The organism is Sphingomonas sp. 179-A 2A2 NHS, from assembly GCF_045371305.1.
Classification (GTDB): domain Bacteria; phylum Pseudomonadota; class Alphaproteobacteria; order Sphingomonadales; family Sphingomonadaceae; genus Sphingomonas.
Genome location: NZ_JBIQDE010000004.1, coordinates 289,692 through 311,492 on the forward strand (window position 1 = coordinate 289,692; position 21,801 = coordinate 311,492).

Consider the following 21,801-nt stretch of genomic DNA (forward strand, 5'->3'; position numbering starts at 1 on the left):
CGTGGTTCCGCGGTGATGAGGCGCCGATCACTCGGCAGGTATGTCGATCGGGACGCCCGGGGAGGATTTCGCGGTGCGGATCGTCAGCGACGATTTGACGCTGGCGACATTCGGCGCAGCGGTGAGATGCGTGGTGAGGATGCGCTGGAAGCTTTCCAGATCCGCCGCGACGATCTTCAGGATGAAGTCGATCTCCCCGTTCAGCATGTGGCATTCACGCACTTCCGGGATGCCGGCGACGTGCTTTTCGAAAGCGGCGAGATCCTGCTCCGCCTGGCTGCGCAGGCTGACCATGGCGAAAACGGTGATGGGGTAGCCCAGCGCGGCGGGATCGCATTGCGCGTGATAGCCACGGATGACGCCGCTTTGTTCAAGCGAGCGCACGCGCCGAAGGCACGGCGGGGCCGTCAACCCGACCCGTTCAGCCAGATCGACATTGGTCATCCGGCCGTCTTCCTGCAGCAGGGCGAGAATCCGACGGTCTATTCGGTCAATCGTCATTATACCCCTGAAACGCATGTTCATGACTAACGATGTGTTTTCATAATAGGATAATTGCGCGTCAACGCAATTGTGCCACCTCATGACAACCGTAAAATGACTAGTTACGCTTCTATGGCAGGCTCGCTAAGGCCGTTCGGCGCAGCGAGCGGGTCGCGGGCGTAACAATGGGGCGGCGAGTGCGGTTCGACGACAGTCTCAAGACCGTTCTTGCTGCCGACGCCTCGACTGCCTTTGGCGCGCAGGCGACGTTCCGACAGCTGGCGGACCTTCTGGCGCGCGGACGCGCGGAGCCCAATGCCGAGACGCTGGGGCGGCTGCGGGCGCTACGATCCCAGGTTCCGGCAAGCGCGCGTGCTGCTGCGGCGCGGGGACTGGCGCTGGGCCGGCCGAGCGCGGCGCTGGTCGCGCTGTTTGCCGAGGATGAGCCCGCCATCGCCCAAGCGGCGCTGCGCGGTGCGATGCTGCAAGCGGAGGAGTGGATCGCGATCCTGCCGCGCCTCGGGCCGGTCGGGCGTGCGGCGCTGCGCCAGCGGACGGATCTCGATCCGGTGGTCGTGCGGGCGCTGGAGAGTTTCGGACCGACAGATTTCGCGCTCGGCTATGACGCGCCGGCAGCGGCAGATCAGCCTGAGGAGATCGAGCCTGCGGCGGCGCTGGATGCGGTTGCCGAGATGATCGTCGAGGAGACGGTCGAGGCGACCGAACCGTCGAAGGTGGAGGCAATACCATCCCCGGCCCGGGCGCCGGCCGGTTTCGAGATCGCGGCGCTCGTCGACCGGATCGAGAGCTTCAAGCGCGATGGCGGGATGCCGATCGCGCCGCGGGCGCCCGCGCCGCCAGCTTCGGTGCTCGACCATTTCCGTTTCGAAACAGGGGCCGACGGCGTGATCCGTTGGTCCGATGCCGTGCCGCGGGGCGCTGTGGTCGGGCTATCCTTGTTCAGCCGTCATGAGGAGAGCGGCTTCCAGGCGCTGTTCGAGCGTCGTGCCGCGATTGCTGACGCGCCCGTGGTGCTTGACGGCGCGGGGGCGGTGGCAGGGGCTTGGTGCGTGTCGGCCATGCCGCTGTTCGAGCAGGCAACCGGGCAGTTCGTCGGTTACCGCGGCGAGGCACGGCGGCCGGCCACCGAGAAACGGGCGGGCGCCGCGACCGGCCATCGCAAGTCCGAGGGCCTTCGCCGACTCGTTCATGAACTGCGCACGCCGACCAACGCTATTGCTGGCTTCTCCGAACTGATTGAGGCGCAATTGCTGGGCCCGGTCGATCCGGTGCATCGCGAGCGCGCATCAACGATCCGATCGCTGGCGGCTGACCTGGTCGCGGCGATCGAGGATCTGGACCTCGCGGCGCGCATGGAAAGCGATGCGCTGGAGCTTCGCCCGGGCGTGGTGCCGCTGGCGCCGCTGCTGGAGCGCGTCGCTGGCGAGATGCAGTCGCTGGCGGCGCGTCGCGGTAGCAGCATTGGGGTGGAAACGGGCGACGTGGCGCTTGGCCTCGCTTGCGACGATCGTGCGGCCGAGCGGCTGTTCACGCGATTGATCGGCACCATGGTGTCAGCCAGCCGTGAGGGCGAGGCGATCCGGGTAGCGGCCGAGCAGCAGGCGGGCCAGCGCGTGCAGATCAGCATCACCCGGCCGCAAACACTGGCGGATATGAGCGAGACGGCGCTTCTGAACCTTGATGCCGAGCGCGAGACGGCTCTGGCCGGAGCGCCGCTGCTCGGCACGGGTTTCGCACTGCGGCTGATCGCGAACTTGGCGCTCGAGCTGGGCGGGCGGCTGACGATCGAGGCGGATCGCTTGACAGTGACGCTGCCGGCAGCTTCGATCGGCGACATGGGACAGGCGTCGACGAACTGAACGGGAGCGTGACGCCGAGGGGCTCGCATGGCTGGCGTGTTCCGGCGCCGGATCCCGATGATCTGATCCGCTGGCCCGCCGATTTCGGCAACCGCTTCATGCTCTTCGTCGATTGCGAGGAAGAATTCGACTGGTCGGCGCCGTTTTCGCGCGAGGCACGTTCGGTAAGTGCAATCGCCGCGCTGCCGGAGATGCACGCGCGGCTGGCGCATCAAGGCATCGCGCCGTGCTATTTGTGCGATTATCCGATTGTCACTGATGTCGGGGCGGTGGACGTGCTGCGCGGACTGGTGGCGGACGGTCGAACGACGATCGGCGCGCAGCTTCATCCGTGGGTGAATCCGCCACATGACGAAGCGCCGAGCGCAGCCTTGTCATTTGCCGGGAACCTGCCGGTCGATCTCGAAGCGGCAAAGCTAGACGCGTTGACCGATGTGATCACAACCGCATTCGGCAGGGCGCCGCTCGCCTATCGTGCGGGGCGCTACGGGATCGGCCCGGCAACGCTGCGGCTGCTGGCGGAACGTGGCTATCGCCTCGATACGTCAATGCGCGCCCGTCACGATTATTCCCAGGACGGCGGGCCAGATTTTAGGGGCGTCGGGGTGGAGGCGTTTCGCTTGCGCGGGAGCGGGATGATCGAGGTGCCGCTGTCGACGATCTTCACTGGCCGGCTGCGGCGCGCCGGCCGGTCGCTTCACGCGCTCGGCGGCGCGGTACCGCGGGGACGCGGACTGCTGGCGCGCACTGGACTCGTTTCGCGTGTGCCGCTGACGCCGGAAGGCGTGCCGATCGGGGAGGCCGCGGAAGCCGTGCGGATCGCAGCAGGAGAGGGCGCCCGGTTGCTGACTTTCTCCTTCCACTCACCCAGCCTTGTGCCGGGCCACACCCCCTACGTGCGCGATGCGGCCGACCTCGCACGCTTCATGCGCTGGTGGGATGTGATGTTGGATTTGTTGGACCGGTTCGGATTCTCGCCTGCCTCTTTAGATGAACTGCTCGCGGCGGCGGATCGCACACCTTGACGCATCATCGTCTTGCTTCGACACCGCTTCTCTTAGCCGGAAGAAACTGCAGGTTCCGCAAACGGGCTGGGACGCGCACAAGCAAAGCGCGCGGTCGGGTGGAACCAAAACCCACGGGATTGGCGCAGCGCAGGCAGCGGGCTCGCCGTGCTACTGCTTACCAGCGCCAGCAAAGACCCAGATCGTCCCGACAGCAACTCATGTCGTTGGATCGACAGGCGACGAAGAGATCGGGCGGATCCAGTTGATCCGCCCATCAGGCTGCTTGCCGCGGTTACCAGCGATACGGATTGCGATAGCGCGGCGCGTAATAGGCGCGTGGTGGCCCGTTGCGATAATAGCGCGGGCTCCGATAATGCCTCCGATCCCAATGGCGGCGATCGTGATGGCGATACGCGCGGTGCCCGCGATGCTTGCGATAATCGCGATAGGCATGGCGCGGCGGCACGTAGCGACGGCCCCGATCGCGATCATAGCCATGGTGGCCATTGCGATAGGATTGGGCCTGGGCGACGGTCGGCGTGACGCTGACGCCGACGGTGGTGAAGGTCATGGCAAGGGCAGCAAAGAGCCCCATCATTCTGTTACGCATACACACATCTCCTGGCGCGTTTGGCGCGCTCTACCAAAGATAACGTGTGCTAAACTTTGATCGTTCCAGTCCCCATGGCTTTGCGGCCGACGGGTGCGTCGACGTGATGGGCTGGCCTATTGCGCGGCGGTGACCCGCTGCCACTCCAGTCGGGTCACGTACGTGCGACCTGATTTGGAGACCTCAGGCTCGGTGACGAGCTGGATCGTGTCAGGTGCGATCGGAACGATCCGACGCACGAAGCTGGTGCCGACCCTCGCCGGTTGCGACGCGAACAGGATTTTGTGCGTGATCATGTCACCCTGACGGTGCCAAGTGCCGGCATATGCAAAGAATTCGGTAAAGCTGTCCGCGGCCGGGTCGCCGGCGGCTGCCCAGGCCGAATCCATGAGGAACGCCGACATGCGCCCGTCGGCGGTATACTGGAGCTGACCGGCGGGTGGATTTCCGAACGTCCTGACCTCAGTGCCGCCGCGATCGTTGATGCAGGAAACCAGCGTCCAGGTGCCGAGCAGGTCGGTCATCGTCTCTCCTTCCGCCATTGGCGCAGGAGGCGGTGTGAACCGAATTGCCGGAGGAAATGCAAACCCGTTCGATGATCGTCTTTGGAAAAGGGGGCAGGGCGCACCGTCGCGACAAGGCGCATCCCGCCCCGCACATGGCGGATGCAGGCGGCCGGCGCTGAACGACGCCGGCGCCCGTCCATCAGTTCGAGCCGCGCTTCATCCCCGCGCGTTGCTGGGCGAGCGCCTTCTGAACGGCACCGACGAATTGATCACCGGGCCGCGCACGGCAGGCATCCACCACCATTGGCGTTACGGTTTCGACGCCCGCCACCGTAACCGTCGGATGCGCCTTGCCCTTTGGCCCGTAATTGGCGGCGTAGACGATCGCCTGCGGCCGATATTGCACATCGACCAGGTTGAAATCCCGGCATGTGACCGTCTCCAGGCGCTTGTTGACCTTGAAGACCGTGACGTCAGTCATTCCATCTTGCTGTGGAATATGGGCCTGTTCCTTCACCGTCTGTGCTGCGCCGATCGTCGCGCCACATGCAGCGCAGAGCGCGCCGGCGATCACAAAGCTTCTCAACATGGAGGACTCCTCTTCACTGAGCAGTCCAGATTTACCCGTCGTGAGAGGACACTGCCCTACGTATCTTCCGAAGGGGAAGGGGTCCCGGCGCCCGAGGCGCCTGGCGTCGCGGCTCGGGATGGTCGGGGAGACAGGATTCGAACCTGCGACATCCTGCTCCCAAAGCAGGCGCGCTACCAGACTGCGCCACTCCCCGACGCCCGGTGCGCCTAGGCGTATTGATCCGCCGGCGCAAGCGATCCGATGGTGAAGAAATTCACGCGGTGGGCCCGGCAGGACTTGAACCCGCAACCTAGCCGTTATGAGCGGCCAGCTCTAACCAATTGAGCTACAGGCCCCCCGCGTTGATCATGCCTATAAGCTGCATTGCGCGGCGGCAATGCCTGTCGTGGTACTTGGGGCTGCAAAAGGAGCGTGCGGGACCGGCAAAAGAAAAGGGCGCCTCCGCAATGCGGAAGCGCCCCGTTCCTTGTCAGCAAGCGGCGGGCCTAAATGGCCCGCGGCGCACTTACTGCAGGTTGTCGGCCTTTTCCTCGCCGGCGTCACGGACGTTGTCCGCAGCGTCTTCGAGGTTGTCAGCTGCGTTCTCGAGACCAGCAGCAGCAACCGCGTTCGACGAGTTGTCAGCTAGATCTTCGAGGTTGTCCGCCATCATTTCCATGTTGTCGGCCATCATGTCGGCGTTGTTCTCGACCGCGGCGGCCTCCGGCGACTTCGAGCAAGCAGCCACGGACATCAGGCCGGCGGCGGCAGCGATCAGAACGATCTTCTTCATTCGAATGCTCCCAAGCATATATTCGTTTCGCAGCCGACCCTGTGCCGTTGCGAGCCCCGGCAAATACCGCACCTTTTCGGTGGGTCAATGCCGAAATTCATCTGACAGCAAGGTTCGCGACGAACGGATTCAGCGCACGGGCCGCTCGACCGGCCCGATTTCCTCCGGCGCATCGGCCACGATCGCCAGCATCGCCGTCCATGCCGCGACGTTCTGGCGGAGGTTTTCGGGGTCCACGCGATCGAGCGTGTCGTCGGGGGTGTGGTGCACGTCGAAATAGTCGAGGCCGGACTGGTTGAGATCAACGCCCGCGACGCCGAGCGCCACCGTTGGGCCGATGTCGGCGCCGCTGCCGCCAGGGCCGTCGCCACGCACGATGCCGAGCGGGGCGAGCGCGGCCGCAAGGCGATCCCCCACCGGCTTGGCTGATTCCGGCAGCGTCATGCCGAGCCGCCAGATCTTGTCCGCGCCAAAATCGCTTTCGGCGGCGAGCGCGTGGCGCTCCTTGCCGTGCTTCGCGGCATAATCGCGGCCACCGAAGCCGCCGACTTCTTCCGCGCCGAACCAGACGACGCGGATCGTGCGGCGCGGGCGCTTGCCGCTGTCGAGGATCCGCTTCGCCGCCGCCGCGGTGATCGCGACGCCGCTGGCATCGTCGATCGCGCCGGTGGCTAGGTCCCAGCTGTCGAGGTGGCCGCCGATGAGGACAATGCCCGCGTTCGAATCGGTACCCGGCACCTCCGCGATGACGTTGCCCGATTCCTGCTCGCCCACCTGGCGCGGGGTGAGGACCAGCTTCATGCGGATCGGCTTGCCGCGCTTCGCCAGAGCCTCGATCAGCTTGGCGTCGGGCACGGACAGCGCGGCAGCTGGGATGGCAGGACCATCGCGGAAATAGGTGGTGCCGGTGTGGGGGAGGCGGTGCGTATCGGTGCCGATCGAGCGGATCACGATCGCCGCGGCGCCCTTCTTGGCGGCGAGCGCGGGGCCGGCAAAGCGCGCGACACCAGCCTGGCCGTAGCTCGACCCGTCCTGCGTCTTCATCATCGTGTTGCCGACATAGGCGATCTTGCCGGTGAGGCTGCCGTTCGGCGCGGCGGCGAGATCGGCATAGGTGGGGAAGATCACCACTTCGGCCTCGATCCCTGCCGCGGGGGTGGCGCCCGAATTGCCCAGCGCCGTTAGGTGCAGCTTCTGCGGCACGGGCGCGACCACTTCGCCGCGCTCCTCACCGCGCACCCAGACCGGCATCTGGTAGGTTTCGATCCGCACGTTTTTGAAACCCAGCGCCTTCAGCTTCGCTGCGCTCCAGGTGCGGGCGCGGGCCTCCGCCTCGGTGCCGGCGAGCCGCTGGCCAACCTCGGTCGTCATGCCCTCGACGATGTCATAGGCGACATCATCCTTCAGCGCGGCATCGCGCAGCGCGGCGACGCGCGGGTCGACGCCCGCGGGTGCGGCCGGTGCGGCGCGCTGCGCAACGGCCGGTACGGCGGCGGAGGTGGCGAGGAGAAGGGCGGCGAGGGCGCAACGACTGATCATGCCTACCGCGTAGGTCGGCGCGTGAGGTTTGCCAACGGCTCGTCGCATCATTACATGCGCGGCAACATTTTCCAGCCATTCCAGTCTACGGAGCGACAGGCGACCCATGGCCGTCCAGTATACCTACGTCATGAAGGGTCTGACCAAGACCTTCCCGGGCGCCAACAAGCCCGTGCTCAACAACATCCACCTGCAGTTCCTGCCGGGCGCGAAGATCGCGATCATCGGCCCGAACGGCTCCGGCAAGTCCACGCTCATGAAGATCATGGGCGGGATCGACACCGATTTCACCGGTGAGGCGTGGGCCGCCGAGGGGATCAAGGTCGGTTACCTGCCGCAGGAGCCGCAGCTCGACCCCGACAAGACGGTGATCGAGAACGTCCGCATGGGCGCCGGCCCGGTCGTGCAGATGGTCGAGCGGTTCAACGCCATTTCCGCCGAAATGGGCGATCCGAAGGACGATACCGACTTCGACGCGCTGATGGAGGAGATGGGCGAGCTTCAGGCGAAGATCGACGCGGCCGACGGCTGGAGCCTCGATTCTCAGCTGGAGCAGGCGATGGAGGCGATGCGCTGCCCGCCGTCCGACAGCCCGGTCACCAACCTGTCGGGTGGTGAGAAGCGCCGCGTCGCGCTGGTCCGCCTGCTGCTCGAGAAGCCGGACATCCTGCTGCTCGACGAACCGACCAACCACCTCGACGCCGAAAGCGTCAGCTGGCTCGAAAACTTCCTCAAGGAATATACCGGCAACGTCATCCTGGTGACGCACGACCGCTACTTCCTCGACAATGTCGTGAACTGGGTGCTCGAGCTCGATCGCGGCCGCTACTACACCTACGAATCGAACTACTCCGGCTATCTGGAGAAGAAGGCCAAGCGGCTGGAGCAGGAAGAGCGCGAGGAGGCCGGCCGCCAGAAGGCGATCGCCGACGAGCTCGCGTGGATGCGGCAGACGCCCAAGGCGCGCCAGACCAAGAGCAAGGCGCGTATCCGTGCGTTCGACGAGCTGGTTGAGAAGCAGGAGAACCGCGCGATCGGCAAGGCGCAGATCCTGATCCAGATCCCCGAGCGCCTCGGCGGCAAGGTGATCGAGGCCAAGGGGCTGACCAAGGCCTATGGTGACAAGCTGCTGTTCGAGAACCTCGACTTCAACCTGCCGCCGGGCGGCATCGTTGGCGTCATCGGCCCGAACGGCGCCGGCAAGTCGACCCTGTTCAAGCTGATCACCGGCCAGGAGCAGCCAGACGGCGGCACGATCGAGGTCGGCCAGACGGTGAAGCTGGGCTATGTCGACCAGAGCCGCGATGCGCTCGACCCGAACAAGAACGTCTGGGAAGAGATTTCCGACGGGCTCGACGTGTTCCGCTTCGGCAAGCAGGAACTGGGCACGCGCGCCTACGTCGGTGCGTTCAACTTCAAGGGGCAGGACCAGCAGAAGAAGGTCGGCCAGCTGTCGGGTGGTGAGCGCAACCGCGTGCACATCGCCAAGATGCTGAAGGAGGGCGGCAACGTCCTGCTGCTCGACGAACCGACCAACGACCTCGACGTCGAGACGCTGCGCGCGCTCGAAGAGGCGCTGGAAAGCTTCGCGGGCTGCGCCGTGGTGATCAGCCACGATCGCTTCTTCCTCGATCGCCTCTGCACGCACATCCTGGCCTTTGAAGGCAACAGCCATGTCGAATGGTTCGAGGGCAATTTCGAGGCGTATGAAGAGGACAAGCGGCGCCGCATGGGCGACGCGGCGGATCGTCCGACGCGGCTTGCCTACAAGAAGCTGACGCGCTGATTTGACAGGATCGTCACCTGGCCGTCTGGCCGGGATGACGTGAAGCAAGAAAAAGGCCCGCCCGGCTGATGCCGTGGCGGGTCTTTTCGTTATCTGCGATGGTTACCGGCGCTGGCCGGCGCTTTTGGCGCGGATCGCGCGGAACTCGGAGGCGGGGCGCCATTCGGGCCACACACCCGCCTTCGCGAGCCGCTGGCCCATGGTGTAGAACAGGTCAACGTCCTGCGCCGCGCCGGTGAAGTTCCAGTCCGGCGCCCATGCGTCGCAGGTCTTGTGGTAACAGGCCATATAGCCGTCCAGCCACTTCTGCCCCGCCTCGCGCCCGCCCACACGCATGTCGCTGGCGCCGCCCAGCGCCATCAGCTGAAGCGCGGGAACGCCGCGCCGGACCACCGAGAAATGATCCGCGCGGTAGAACAGGCCGCGTTCGCTGGCTTCCTCCGGCGTGATGACACGGTTCTGCGCCCGCGCTGCCTCGGTCAGCAGATCCTCGAGCGAGGACTGACCAGCGCCGACGAGGATCACGTCCTTCGACTCGCCCGCGGTCTGCAGGATGTCGAGCGTCAGGTTCGCGACGGTCTTTTCCAGCGGCGCGGTGGGACGCGTGGCGTACCATTCGGAGCCGAGCAGCCCGCGCTCCTCCGCGGTCCACAACGCAAAGACGAGCGTGCGGTCAGGCGCAGGGCCGGCCTTGAACAGGCGGGCAAGCTCCATCACGCCAGCGACGCCCAGGGCGTCGTCGTTCGCGCCGGGGCGGATGGTGCGGCCCTGCGCGTCGGGCGGGCCTTCGCCGTAGGCGTCCCAATGGGCGGCGAACTGAACGGTCTCGTCCGGCTTCACCGTGCCCGGGATCTTGGCGATGACATTGGCGCTTTCGATCCGTTCGACGCTGATGGGCAGCTTGGCGGTGAAGCGCGCCTTCATCGTGATCGGGCGGAAGGCGGCGGAGCGGGCCTGCTTGCGCAGCGCCGCGAGATCGAGCCCCTCGGCGGCAAAGACGCGATTCGCCGCCTCGCCCGACAGCCAGCCCTGCAGCGCGATGCGCTGGTCCTCGGGGCCGCGGACGATGTCGTAATTCTCCCCGTTGGAGACGTTGGCAGTGGACCAGGGATAGCCGGCGCCCGCGGTGTCATGGACGATCAGCGCGCCGATCGCGCCGCGCCGTGCTGCTTCCTCGTACTTGTAGGTCCAGCGGCCGTAATAGGTCATCCGCTTGTCGCCGAAGCGACCCTTGGCGTCTTCGCCCGCGACCGCTTCGAAATCGGGATCGTTGACCAGGAAGACGGCGACCTTGCCCTTCAGGTCCACGCCCTTGAAATCGTCCCACTTCGCCTCGGGCGCGCTGACGCCATAGCCGACGAACACGAGCGGTGCGTTCTCGATCGCGACGGCCGCGTCGGGGCGGACGGTGGTGAGCGCGACGTCGGTGCCCTGCTTCAGGCTGGTCGTGCCAAAGCTGACCGGGCCATCGCCCAGCCGGGTGTGGATCAGCGGCACCTTTTGCGTCCAGGCGCCGTCCGGCCCGCCGGGCTCAAGCCCCAGCGCCTTGAAGCGCGCGATCGACCATTCGATCGTCTTCTTCTCGCCCTTGGTCCCCGGCGACCGGCCGCCGAATGCGTCGGAGGCAAGCACCTTGGTCATTTCGGACAGCTGGGCGGGGTCGGTCTTTGCCGGGGCAGTCTGGGGCGGTTCGGTGGCCGCGATGGCGATCAGCGGGAGGAGATAGGCAACAGTCTTGTTCTTCATCAACGCAACCTTCGCACGAATACACGGCCATCCTCGCGCCGCTCGGTCTGGAAATTGGGCACGGCGGCGATCAGGTCCGACAGGCGCTTGTAGCCATAGTTGCGCACGTCGAAGCTCGATCGGTTGGCGGCGAGCTGTCCCATCGCAGACAGACTGACGAAGCCCTTTTCGTCGCGCTTCACCGCGGAATAGGCGTCGATCAGCAACTTCACCAATTCGTCGTCGATCCGGGCTGACCCCTGCGATGCGGCGGGCTCTGCCGCGCTGCCTTCGGGTGCGGCGCTATCTGCCGGAGCTGCGTCGGAGGTCGCGGGGCGGGCCGGCGGGGCGGCTGCTTCCTTGCCGTTAGCGGGCGCCGCCTGCGCCTCCTTGGACGATGCGGCGGGGAGGGCCGGCGGGGGGCTCTCCTCCTCGGCCGCCATCAGCTTGTCGACATCGATGAAGCGGGTGCAGGCGCGCTTGAAGCCCTCCGGCGTCTTGGACTGGCCAAAGCCATAGACGGGCAGGCCATCCTGCCGCAGCCGGGTGGCGAGCGGCATGAAGTCGCTGTCCGACGACATGATCCCGAAGCCTTCGACACGCCCGCGGAACAGAAGGTCCATCGCGTCGATGGTCATCTTCATGTCGGTGGCGTTCTTGCCCTTGGTGATGTCGAACTGCTGCTGCGGCTCGATGCCGTGCTTGATCGTCATGTCGCGCCAGCCGCTCAGCGCCGGTTTGGACCAATTGCCATAGACGCGGCGGATGTTGACCGTCCCGAGTTCGGCAAGGACGGTCAGCACCGGATCGATCGCGTGCCAGCTGGCATTGTCCGCGTCGATCAGGAGGGCGATGTTGCGGGTCGGGGTGTCATCGGTCGCCATGGATCAAGCCATCGGCGCTCGATCCGCCCGCGTCAATCGCCGCCCGATGTTGGCAGGCGTGATGGTCAGCCACCCACTGGTCGTGAGCTGCGGAACGCCTGGTTGGCGTCGATGTCGGCCTGCTTGGTCAGCGGGGTCGAGCCGTCGGGATCATCCACCTGCTTCAGGTCGGCGCGCGAGCCCAGATCACGAGCGAGCGCGCCGCCGCTGGTGCCGGCCTGTGCGTCACCCGCGGGAATCATGCCCTCGATCAGGTCCTTGTCGTCATGATCGCGGGCACTGGTGGTGCGGGGATTCTCTGCCATTTTCACTCTCCTTCACTGCGCGGAAGAACGAGCGGGCAGGGGTGCGGGTTTCCTCAGACGGCGGGATAGGTGATGGCGGTCACCTCATATTCCTTCTCGCCGGCCGGCAGGGTGACGCGGCGCAGATCGCCGACCGCCGCGCCGCGCAAGGCGCGGGCGAGCGGGGCATTCCAGCCGATCAGCCCCTTTCCGGCATCCGCCTCGTCATCGCCGACGATGGTCACGCTGCGGTGGTTGTCATCCTCATCGGCGATGGTGACGCTGGCGCCGAAATAAACGCGGCTTCGATCGGGCGCTCGCGCCGGATCGACCACCCTCGCCGCCTTCATCCGACGCGACAGGAAGCCCAACCGGCGATCGATCTCGCGCAGTCGCTTGCGACCGTAGATGTAATCACCGTTTTCCGATCGGTCGCCGTTACCGGCGGCCCAGGCGATCGTCTCGACCAGTGCGGGCCGCTCACTGGCAAAGAGCTGGTCATATTCGGCGCGGAGCGTCGCATAGCCGGCGGGGGTGATGTAGTTCGGGCGATCCATGCGTGTGCCTTAGCCAAGCCGCCGCGGATCTGCGACCTTCCCGTCGCGACGGACGGGAAGGTCGCGATGCGTCAGCCGGCGCGGTTGCGGCCGAGATACCAGCTGAGATTGGCCGGGCCGCGGCTCTTGGCCCGCGCCGGGTTCATCAGGTCGTACACGACGGCATTTTCCAGCACGCGCTGCACATAGTTGCGCGTTTCGGAGAATGGGATCGCCTCGATCCAGTCGACCATATCGATTCCGCCGGTGCGCGGGTCGCCATTGGCCCGCAGCCACTTGTTCACGTTGCCCGGCCCGGCATTGTAGGCGGCGATCGCCAACGGATAGCTGCCGAAGCTGCCGAAGACGCGCTGGAAATAGCTGGAGCCGAGCTGCGCATTGTAGCTGGTGTCGGTGAGCAGGCGGCCGGCGTCGTAGGGAAGGCCCATCTTGCCTGCCTGTTCGCGGGCGGTGCCCGGCATCAGTTGCATCAGCCCGCGCGCGCCGGCCGAGGAGATTGCGGCACGGTCGAACTGGCTTTCCTGCCGCGCGATGGCGTGGATCATCGTCCACTGGCTTTCGTAGCCAGCGGGGACGGAGACGGTGGGAAAAGCAATCGCGCTATAATCCGTCAGCCCGTTCTGCATTGCCACGCGGCCGACGAGCACGCCAAGGTCCGGGCGACTGATGCTGCGCGACAGTTCGTCCGCCAGAAAATGATCATCATCGCTGTCGAGCGAGGACGCAATCACCTTCACGAAGGCGGTCTGATCCTGATACTGGCCGATCGAGCCGAGGAACTGAGCCGCGCGAACGATCTCTCGCGCGTAGAACGCCTGGCGCGCCGCCGGATCGACGGTGCGCTGCGCGACCGCGGGCGGCGCGGTGAGCGGACGGCGAAGATGCTCGAGCGCGAGCTGACCGTAATATTGATCGCGATATCCCGCGGCGGTGTTGAAGAAGGTGGTCGCTTCGGCACGGCGACCGGCTGCTTCCGCGGCGCGCGCGGCCCAGTAAAAGCCCTTGGCGCGCGTCTGCGGCGACTGGCTGCCGCGGCCGTAGCGATCGAACATCGTCATCGCGTCGGCCGGCCGGTTGAGCTGCCGCAGCGCGGTTTGGCCGGCGAGCCAGGCGAGGCTCGTGTAATCGTCCCGTTCGCCATAGGGCTTTTTCGAGACGTCGGTGCCGGCCGGATAGGCGTCGTCGATCTGGCGCGCGATATCATAGGCGGTCTGATACTGACCATCCGCGGCCGCCGCGCGCGCGTTGGTGAGCAGCACCTCGTAGAATTTCTCGACGTTGCCAGGCAGCGTCATGCCCGCGGGGCGGGTCCGCGCAAGCCAGGAGCGCGCACTGGGCGAGGCACCGCTGTTGCGCAGCCACGTCGCCTTGTCAGCGATATAGCCGGCGTCGCGCGCGCCGATCGCATCGTTTGCGGCAGCGAGCTCGGAAGCATTCTGCGCGCCGGTGCGGAAGGCGAGCCGTGCCTCGAACAATCCGCGCCGCGCCGGCGAAGTGTAGCCAAGCTGTCGCGCCGCTGCGGTCGTCGATCCCTGCCACAGCAGAGCATTCATCCGCGCATCATGATCGTCCGGCCGGATCGCGCCGGGGAACGAGGTGACCAGTACCGCCTCGTCCGATGGCGTCAGCGTGCCGCGGCGCCAGGCGTTACGCGCAGCCTCGTTCGCTTCACCGGTAGCTCCGGTCGCCTGCAGCGCGCGGGCGTAGGCGACTGCGCCCGCTGCGCTTTGCGGTGGAAAGCGGCGGAAGAAGGCGACGACGCTGGTTGGAGAGGCGGTGCTCGCCTGTCGCTCCGCCGCGCGCCGGTTGGCCGTTTCGCCGGGCCAGCCGGGGTGGGCGAGGAGGAAACCAGCGTAGCTGTCGAACGGCAGAGCGTCCGTCTGCTGCAGCGCGCGCCACTGCGCCAGGGCAGCGGCGATCGCGCCATCGTTGCTGTAGACTTGCGTCGTCGCGGGGCGCGATTGCTGCCCGATGAGGTTCGCGGCGCGGGTGCGTGCGGCCTCATCCTGATCCTGCGATACGACGAGGGCCCCGCCAAGACCCAATGCCATTCCAATGAGCGCGCCTGCTTTCAATCCTGTCACCATGTGGACAGACTAGCGAAGCTACCCGTATCTGTCCTGAACAGATCAACGCATCTCATCCGATTTCAGGAGCAATTGCATGTTTTCCGGTTCGATTCCGGCGCTCGTCACGCCTTTTGACGCTGACGGCCGGTTCGTTGAGGCCGCCTATCGCGACCTGATCGAGTGGCAGATCGCGGAAGGTTCGTCGGCGTTGGTGCCGTGCGGAACGACCGGCGAGGCAGCGACGCTGACCAAGGATGAGCAGTTCGCGATCGTGAAAGTGTGCGTTGATCAGGCACGCGGGCGGGTGCCGGTGATTGCGGGTGCGGGATCGAACGACACGCGCGTCGCGGCGGCCAACATCGCGGCGGCGAAGGAAGCGGGTGCGGATGCGGCGCTGATGGTGCCGCCCTACTACAACCGGCCTTCACAGGAGGGAATCTTCCAGCATTTTGCCGCGCTGGCACCGACGGCGGCGCTGCCGATCGTGCTGTACAACGTGCCGGCGCGTACCGTGACCGACATCCAGCCCGAAACGCTGATCCGCATCGTCGAAGCGTTCCCGAAGGTGTTTGTAGCGGTAAAGGATGCGTCCGGCGTTCTGCAGCGTGTGTCGCAGCATCGCGCCGCGCTCGGCAGCGGATTCTGCCAGCTGTCGGGCAATGACGATTTGTCGCTCGCCTATAACGCGATGGGCGGCGCGGGGTGCATCTCGGTGACTGCAAATGTTGCGCCGAAACTGTGCGCGGAGTTCCAGGCGGCCGGAGCCGGGCCCGAGGCGCTGGCACTTCACGATCGGCTTTTCGCACTGCACACGTCATTGTTCACCGACGCCTCACCCGGGCCGGTCAAGTACGCGATGACGAAGGTGCGGCCTGGCTTCCCAGGGGGGCTCCGTCTACCCATGACCTGGCCTAGTGCCACGAGCCGTGCGGCGGTGGATGAAGGGCTGGTGCGGGCCGGCCTCGCCTGAGGCGCAAGCCACTCATAATCCTGCCGCAATCGCTGCGCACCTTCGGGAGATCATAACGCCGGAGGTGCGATGGCGGCTTGGTTTCTGCTCGCGTTACAGGTTGCCGGGCCGCCAGCGCCAGCACCCCCGCGCCGGCCCTCCGATCGGCCGTGCCCGGTGCCGCAGCCGGGTGAGGACATCGTCGTATGCGCCCGGCCGAACGATTCTTTCCGGCTGAAGCCCGTGCCGGAACGCTACAGCGCGGAGCGTGCGCCTCCGAAGGCGGAGGCGAGCATTCCCGGCTTCGGGGCCATCGTGGCGGAGGCGGAGCGGGGAGCCGATGCGCAAGGCGCGCCGATCAACCGAGCGATGATTCGCCTCCGCGTTCCGCTGGGCGGCGAGAAACGCTGAACGGGCCGGCTTTCCAGCGGACGCGCGACGCCCTACATCGCGCCGTCCATGTCACGCCCAAAGCCCGCCACCTTCGACAAGAAGAAGATCGTCGCCGAGAACCGGCGCGCTCGCTTCGATTACGCCATCGACACCACCTATGAGGCGGGAATCGTCCTGACCGGTACCGAGGTGAAGAGCCTACGCTTCGGCGAGGGCTCGATTGCGGAAAGCTACGCCGAGATTTCCGACGGAGGCGTGTGGCTGGTGAATTCGAACATTCCCGAATTTAGCCACGGCAACCGTTACAACCATGAGCCCAAGCGCCCGCGGAAGTTGCTGTTGCATGAGCGCGAGGTCAACAAGCTGCACGGCGCGGTCGCGCGCGAGGGCATGACGCTCGTCCCGCTGATGATCTATTTCAACAGCCAGGGCCGCGCGAAGGTGGAACTGGCATTGGCCAAGGGCCGGAAGGCACACGACAAGCGCGACGCGATCAAGGAGCGCGAGTGGAAGCGCGAGGCTGGCCGCCTGATGCGTGATCGGGCCTGATGGCCACGCGCCAGGCATCGATCCGGCGGCGCTTCGTCGACTGGTGCCGGCGCAACCTGCCGACACGCGAATCGATGGAGCAGAGCCGGTTGCTGCGCCCGGTGGCGCATCGCGTGCTCGCACCGGAACTGTGGCGCCCGACGCGCCGTTCCGTGCCGCGTGGCGTCGCGCTTGGCATGGTCACGGGTATCCTCTTCCCGGTGGCGCAGATCGGCTTTTCGGCGCTGCTTGCGCTGCCGTCACGCGCCAATATTCCGGCAGCTGCGCTGACCACCTTCGTGACCAACCCCTTCACGACGCCGCCCTTGTGGGTGGCGGCCTATTATATCGGCAAGTGGACGCTTCACCTGGATGAGGCTTTGCCCGGCGATCCGGTCCGCAATGCCGCGCACGACGCGGCAAACTCAAGCTGGATGCAGTGGCTGATGTCCGATGCGGCGCCAGCGACGGCATTGGGGCTGCTGATCGTGACGGCGGTTCTGTCGATTTCCGGCTATGGCCTCTCGGCGTTGGGATGGCGGCTGTGGATCGCGCGCAAGTGGCGAAATCGTCACGGTCGTAACGAGATTGACGAGGCGTATTAAGAGGATAGAACACGCGACCATGTTTACCAAAGGTCGCTTATCCATGCGTTCATCGTTGTTACTCGTTGCCATTCTTTCCACCACCGCCGCCACCGCGATCGCCCAGACCGAAGCAGTGACCCCGGCGCAGCAGGCGAAGCAGACCGCAACCGTCGCGAAGTCCGCCACCGGGCCGGTGAAGCCGGCATCGGCGAACGGCCCGCAGATCGGCACCTTCGGCTTCGACATGGCGGGCCGTGACACGAGCGTGGCGCCGGGCGACGACTTCTACAATTTCGCGAGTGGCACCTGGGATCGCACGACCGAGATCCCGGCTGACCGTGCCAACTACGGCATGTTCCACGTGCTGCAGGACCTGTCGCGCGAACAGACGCGTACGATCCTGGAGGAGCAGGCGAAGACCCCGGGCAGCAAGGCCGGCGACTTCTACGCCAGCTTCCTCGACGAGGCGGCGGTGAACGCCAAGGGCGTGACGCCAGTGAAGCCGTGGATCGACGCGATCAAGGCTGCGCCAACCAAGGCAGCATTGGCAAGCGAGGCCGGCAAGCTGCAGCGCCGCGGCGTCGGCACGCTGTTCGGTATGTACGTAAGCCAGGACGACAAGAACCCGGAGCAATACGTTCTGCAGATGGCGCAAGGCGGCCTGGGCCTGCCGGACCGCGACTATTACCTGAAGGACGATCCCAAACTCGCCGCGAACCGGACCGCCTACCAGGCATATCTGGCGCAGATGCTGACGCTGGCGGGCGAAAAGGATGCAGCCACCCGCGCGGCGGCGGTCTTCAACTTCGAGAAGGAACTTGCGACCGTCCACTGGACGCGCGTGGAAAGCCGGGACGCAGACAAGACCTATAACAGCCTGACCTTCGACGAACTGCGCAAGCAGGGCGCAGGGTTCGAGTGGAACGAATATCTCGGTGCGCTTGGCGTGAAGCCGGCCGGCACAGTGCTGTTCGCGCAGCCGTCCGCGCTGGCTGGCGAGGCGAAGGTGTGGGCGGGCACCCCGCTGCCGGTGCTGCGCGATTACCTGACGTTGCGCATGCTCTCGAGCTACGCCCGGTATCTGTCGAAGGATTTCGACGATGCCCGCTTTGCGTTCTACGGCACGGTCCTGTCCGGTCAGCCCGAGCAGCAGGCGCGCTGGAAGCGCGGCGTCGACCTCGTCAGCAACGCGCTCGGCGAGGATGTGGGCCAGGCTTATGTCGCCAAGTACTTCCCGCCGGAATCGAAGGCGGCCGCCGACGAACTGGTGAAGAACGTCATCACCGCGATGGGTGATCGGCTACAGAAGCTGGAGTGGATGGCGCCCGAGACGAAGCAGAAGGCGCTGGCGAAGCTCGCGTCGTTCACGCCGAAGATCGGTTATCCCGACAAGTGGCGCGACTACTCCGCGCTGACCGTGCAGCGTGGCGATCTGGTCGGCAACGTGGCGCGGGCCAATGAGTTCGAGTTCCAGCGCAACCTGAACAAGATCGGCGCGCCGATCGATCGCGGCGAATGGTTCATGACGCCGATGACGATCAACGCGTACGCCAATCCGACGATGAACGAGATCGTTTTCCCGGCGGCGATCCTGCAGCCGCCGTTCTTCGACCCGAAGGCTGATCCGGCCGTGAACTATGGCGGCATCGGCGCCGTCATCGGCCACGAGATCAGCCACCATTTTGATGATCAGGGCCGCAAGTACGACGCGTCGGGCAAGCTGACGGACTGGTGGACGCCGCAGGACGTGGAGCGCTTTAAGGCATTCACCGATCGCCTTGTGGCGCAATATGACGCCTATGAGCCGCTGCCTGGGCAGCATGTGCAGGGCGCGCTGACGCTTGGTGAGAACATTGCCGATCTAGCCGGCCTCACCGTGGCGCTTGACGCCTATCATCGTTCGCTCGGCGGGAAGAAAGCGCCGGTGATTGACGGCACGACGGGGGATCAGCGCTTCTATCTTGGCTGGGCGCAGGTGTGGCGGACGAAGTACCGCGAGCCGATGCTGCGCCAGTTGCTGCTCTCCGATCCGCATTCGCCGGGCCCGCAGCGTGCAAACGTCGTTCGCAACCTTGACCCCTGGTATGCAGCGTTCGGGGCGAAGCCCGGCCAGAAGCTGTTCCTGACGGACGATCAGCGGGTTCGCATCTGGTGATCGTGCGGGTGCCGCGCAGGCGCTTGACGGCAGCGCGGCACCCATCAATGGCCCACTGATGGCAGCGCTTTCTCGTCTGAGCATCGGGCGTCTGACGCCGGACGGCGCAATGGCGGTTGCGGTTGGCGCCGGTCTCGCGGCCGCGTTGCTGGTTCTATGGGTGATTGGCAACCTCGTGGTCGCCGCCGGCTTTTTGGCCGCGGCGATCGTCGTCGGCGGCGGCGTGATCGCCTGGCGCGCACTTGCGCCGGCACCCGCCGCGCCTGACGCAGGGATCGACTGGAATCTCGTTCGCACCCTGGCTGCGAGAAGCGGGGACGCAATAGCGATAACCGATCGCGCCGGGCAGCTCGTCTATGCCAACGATGAGTATGAAGCGCTGTTTGCCGATCTCCCGGCGCCGCCGGACTTGCCGATCGGGGAAGCCGGGATCGCCGCACTGGCGGCCGCGGGTCGCGCCGCTTGGCGAGATGGCAGAGCGAGGATTGATCGGGCCGAAGTCGCCGGCAAGACGATCAAGATCGACGTGCTGCGCAGCGGGCAGCAACAGGATCTGCTGGTTTGGCGCGCTGAACCATTGGCGGGCCGGGACGGCAGCGCGGCGCTGGTTGCTGCTCTTTCCGGAGGCCTCGGACGGCGACTTGCCGAAGCGGGGATCATGGCGGCGCTGTTGACGCCGGATGGCCGCGTCATGTCGGCCGATCCGGTGCTGCGTGCCCGCGCGATGGGGCATAGCGAAGCGGCAGTGGAAGGTGCCGATTTCGCGCGTTTTCTAATCACCGACGGTCACGGCCGGATCCGCTTCGCGAATGAGGGGACTCAGGGCAATCCGCTCCGGCTGCTGCAGGTGCCCTTCACGAAGGAAGAAGACGCGCCGATCCTCGTCGCGCTGCTCGACGAGGAGGATAATGCGCTGACCACCGGGACAGGGGCGGCAGGGCATATCCGCACGCTCGTCCAGCTCATGCCGGTGGGAATAGCTCTGGTCGATCGCGACGGCCGCTTCATCGAGATGAACGACGCTTTCATGCGCGCGGCCTCTCTCGATCCGTCGGCACCGCCGATCTACCCCGGCGATCTGGTTGTGCGCGAGGACAAGGCCGCCGTTGCGGACGCGATGCGGCGCTTCGCGGCGGGCGGAGCTGCTCATGCCGCTGATATGGCGGTGCGGCTGCGCGACCATCCGGAGGAACCTGTCATCCTCTCGATCGCGGGTGCCCGGGGGCTGGGTGACGCGGCGGTGGTGCTGAGCCTTAAGGACAATAGCGAGGAATCGCGGCTCAAGCGCGAGGTGGCGCAGGCAACGAAGATGCAGGCCGTCGGCCAGCTGGCCGGCGGCGTCGCCCATGACTTCAACAACATCCTGACCGCGATCATCGGCCACTGCGACTTGATGCTGATGCGCCACTCGCCGGGAGACAGCGATTACGACGACATCCAGCAGGTACGGAACAACTCGAACCGTGCGGCCGCGCTGACCCGCCAGTTGCTCGCCTTCTCGCGCCAGCAGACGTTGCGCCCGCAGGTCCTGCAGTTGCCGGACGTCGTTTCTGAAGTGTCTAACCTGTTGAAGCGCCTGCTGGGGGAGACGGTATCGCTCGAGGTGCGCCATGGGCGCGATCTGGGCCCGGTACGCGCTGATCCAGGCCAACTCGAACAGGTGGTCGTCAATCTGGCGGTGAACGCGCGTGATGCGATGATCGCGAAGTATCCGCACGGCGGTGGAAAGCTTACGATCCAGACGCGTACCGCGACCGTCGGCGAGATCCGGCGCCGCGGGCCAGACATCATGCCTGTCGGCGACTACACGGCGCTGGAGATTTCGGACACCGGATCCGGTATCCCCGCGGACGTCCTGCCCAAGATCTTCGAGCCGTTCTTCACCACCAAGGAAGTGGGCAAGGGCACGGGCCTCGGCCTTTCCACCGTCTACGGCATCGTGAAGCAATCGGGCGGTTACATCTTCGCCGATTCGCCCCCGGGACAGGGCGCGACCTTCACCATCTATCTGCCCGTCCATGCCACTGGCGAGCCGGTGACGCCGCGCAAGGCCGCTGCCAAGCCACGCCCGGCCGAGCTATGGGGAACCGGCACCGTCCTCCTGGTGGAGGACGAGGACATGGTACGCGCGGTGGCGGAGCGGGCGCTGACGCGGCAGGGGTACACCGTCCTTACCGCCGAGAACGGCGAGGCCGCGCTGGAGATCATCGAGAGCAATCCGCGGCCAGACCTGGTGGTTTCCGACGTGGTAATGCCGGTGATGGATGGTCCGACAATGGCGCGACATGTACGCGCACGGTATCCGGATATGCCGATCCTGTTCATGTCTGGCTATGCCGAGGAACAGTTGCGCCGCTCCATATCGCTGGAGAACGTCGCCTTCATCCCGAAGCCGTTTTCGGTCCAGCAACTCGCGGAGGCGGCACGTGATGCTCTGGCGCAACAGGGCTGATACGTAATATTGCTCGAATGACACAGCCGTTGCGGTTTCGTTC

General features: G+C 65.9%; 20 protein-coding genes and 2 tRNA genes. 9 read left to right on the forward strand and 13 right to left on the reverse strand.

The window, feature by feature from the left end:
* Window positions 1–27: 27 nt before the first annotated feature.
* Entirely contained in the window at window positions 28–501 is a 474-nt protein-coding gene (locus ACH0AE_RS10855) for an Lrp/AsnC family transcriptional regulator (RefSeq protein ID WP_294443813.1), read from the reverse strand.
* 179 nt (window positions 502–680) lie between these two features.
* On the opposite strand from ACH0AE_RS10855, the gene ACH0AE_RS10860 reads away from it, so the two are divergent.
* Together ACH0AE_RS10860 and ACH0AE_RS10865 are read left to right on the forward strand one after the other, a co-directional pair.
* A complete protein-coding gene (locus tag ACH0AE_RS10860; RefSeq protein WP_294443816.1) occupies window positions 681–2,363 on the forward strand; it encodes a sensor histidine kinase KdpD in 1,683 nt (560 codons plus the stop codon).
* Between the two features lie 8 nt (window positions 2,364–2,371).
* The gene (locus ACH0AE_RS10865) at window positions 2,372–3,388 is read left to right on the forward strand and encodes a polysaccharide deacetylase family protein (protein ID WP_294443819.1); all 1,017 of its coding nucleotides are present in this window, start codon (window positions 2,372–2,374) and stop codon (window positions 3,386–3,388) included.
* A gap of 274 nt (window positions 3,389–3,662) precedes the next feature.
* Here the strand turns inward: ACH0AE_RS10865 and ACH0AE_RS10870 are convergent, their stop codons facing one another.
* The 7 genes from ACH0AE_RS10870 to ACH0AE_RS10900 all read right to left on the reverse strand — a co-directional run bounded on the left by ACH0AE_RS10870 (window position 3,663) and on the right by ACH0AE_RS10900 (window position 7,389).
* Entirely contained in the window at window positions 3,663–3,980 is a 318-nt protein-coding gene (locus ACH0AE_RS10870) for a hypothetical protein (RefSeq protein WP_406875737.1), read from the reverse strand.
* A gap of 116 nt (window positions 3,981–4,096) precedes the next feature.
* Complete coding sequence (locus ACH0AE_RS10875; RefSeq protein WP_294443821.1) at window positions 4,097–4,504, reverse strand: lipocalin-like domain-containing protein; 408 nt, start codon at window positions 4,502–4,504, stop codon at window positions 4,097–4,099.
* 181 nt (window positions 4,505–4,685) lie between these two features.
* Complete coding sequence (locus ACH0AE_RS10880; protein WP_294443823.1) at window positions 4,686–5,060, reverse strand: HdeA/HdeB family chaperone; 375 nt, start codon at window positions 5,058–5,060, stop codon at window positions 4,686–4,688.
* A gap of 134 nt (window positions 5,061–5,194) precedes the next feature.
* A tRNA-Pro gene (locus ACH0AE_RS10885) sits at window positions 5,195–5,271 on the reverse strand.
* A gap of 68 nt (window positions 5,272–5,339) precedes the next feature.
* A tRNA-Ile gene (locus tag ACH0AE_RS10890) sits at window positions 5,340–5,413 on the reverse strand.
* Window positions 5,414–5,583: 170 nt separating this feature from the next.
* Window positions 5,584–5,850 (reverse strand): hypothetical protein, encoded by a 267-nt coding sequence (locus tag ACH0AE_RS10895; protein ID WP_294443825.1) that lies wholly within the window; start codon window positions 5,848–5,850, stop codon window positions 5,584–5,586.
* Between the two features lie 129 nt (window positions 5,851–5,979).
* A complete protein-coding gene (locus ACH0AE_RS10900) occupies window positions 5,980–7,389 on the reverse strand; it encodes a M20/M25/M40 family metallo-hydrolase (protein ID WP_294443828.1) in 1,410 nt (469 codons plus the stop codon).
* Between the two features lie 106 nt (window positions 7,390–7,495).
* Between ACH0AE_RS10900 and ettA the strand changes: the two genes are divergently transcribed.
* Window positions 7,496–9,175 (forward strand): energy-dependent translational throttle protein EttA, encoded by a 1,680-nt coding sequence (gene ettA / locus ACH0AE_RS10905; RefSeq protein WP_046408875.1) that lies wholly within the window; start codon window positions 7,496–7,498, stop codon window positions 9,173–9,175.
* 102 nt (window positions 9,176–9,277) lie between these two features.
* Here the strand turns inward: ettA and ACH0AE_RS10910 are convergent, their stop codons facing one another.
* From ACH0AE_RS10910 to ACH0AE_RS10930, 5 genes are all read right to left on the reverse strand, one after another.
* Window positions 9,278–10,921, reverse strand: coding sequence for a M28 family metallopeptidase (locus ACH0AE_RS10910; protein ID WP_294443831.1), 1,644 nt, complete (start codon window positions 10,919–10,921; stop codon window positions 9,278–9,280).
* Window positions 10,921–11,784 carry an NYN domain-containing protein gene (locus tag ACH0AE_RS10915; RefSeq protein WP_406875738.1) on the reverse strand — a complete coding sequence of 288 codons (864 nt, stop codon included), beginning with the start codon at window positions 11,782–11,784 and terminating at the stop codon, window positions 10,921–10,923. The genes ACH0AE_RS10910 and ACH0AE_RS10915 overlap by 1 nt, the downstream gene beginning before the upstream one ends.
* 65 nt (window positions 11,785–11,849) lie before the next feature.
* Window positions 11,850–12,089, reverse strand: coding sequence for a hypothetical protein (locus ACH0AE_RS10920; protein ID WP_294444407.1), 240 nt, complete (start codon window positions 12,087–12,089; stop codon window positions 11,850–11,852).
* Between the two features lie 53 nt (window positions 12,090–12,142).
* On the reverse strand, window positions 12,143–12,625 hold the full coding sequence (greB, locus tag ACH0AE_RS10925; RefSeq protein ID WP_294444408.1) for a transcription elongation factor GreB: 483 nt from the start codon (window positions 12,623–12,625) through the stop codon (window positions 12,143–12,145).
* A 71-nt stretch (window positions 12,626–12,696) separates the two neighbouring features.
* A complete protein-coding gene (locus ACH0AE_RS10930; protein ID WP_294444409.1) occupies window positions 12,697–14,676 on the reverse strand; it encodes a lytic transglycosylase domain-containing protein in 1,980 nt (659 codons plus the stop codon).
* Window positions 14,677–14,788: 112 nt separating this feature from the next.
* On the opposite strand from ACH0AE_RS10930, the gene dapA reads away from it, so the two are divergent.
* The 6 genes from dapA (at window position 14,789) to ACH0AE_RS10960 (ending at window position 21,758) form a co-directional block, all read left to right on the forward strand.
* Window positions 14,789–15,664, forward strand: a complete 876-nt coding sequence (gene dapA / locus ACH0AE_RS10935) for a 4-hydroxy-tetrahydrodipicolinate synthase (protein ID WP_294444410.1) — start codon at window positions 14,789–14,791, stop codon at window positions 15,662–15,664.
* A 69-nt stretch (window positions 15,665–15,733) separates the two neighbouring features.
* Entirely contained in the window at window positions 15,734–16,054 is a 321-nt protein-coding gene (locus ACH0AE_RS10940) for a hypothetical protein (protein WP_294444411.1), read from the forward strand.
* A gap of 48 nt (window positions 16,055–16,102) precedes the next feature.
* Window positions 16,103–16,585 carry an SsrA-binding protein SmpB gene (smpB, locus tag ACH0AE_RS10945; protein ID WP_294444412.1) on the forward strand — a complete coding sequence of 161 codons (483 nt, stop codon included), beginning with the start codon at window positions 16,103–16,105 and terminating at the stop codon, window positions 16,583–16,585.
* Window positions 16,585–17,169 (forward strand): DUF2062 domain-containing protein, encoded by a 585-nt coding sequence (locus tag ACH0AE_RS10950; protein WP_294444413.1) that lies wholly within the window; start codon window positions 16,585–16,587, stop codon window positions 17,167–17,169. The genes smpB and ACH0AE_RS10950 overlap by 1 nt, the downstream gene beginning before the upstream one ends.
* Before the next feature lie 43 nt (window positions 17,170–17,212).
* Window positions 17,213–19,306, forward strand: a complete 2,094-nt coding sequence (locus tag ACH0AE_RS10955) for a M13 family metallopeptidase (RefSeq protein WP_294444414.1) — start codon at window positions 17,213–17,215, stop codon at window positions 19,304–19,306.
* A gap of 58 nt (window positions 19,307–19,364) precedes the next feature.
* On the forward strand, window positions 19,365–21,758 hold the full coding sequence (locus ACH0AE_RS10960) for a PAS domain-containing sensor histidine kinase (RefSeq protein WP_294444415.1): 2,394 nt from the start codon (window positions 19,365–19,367) through the stop codon (window positions 21,756–21,758).
* Window positions 21,759–21,801: the final 43 nt, after the last annotated feature.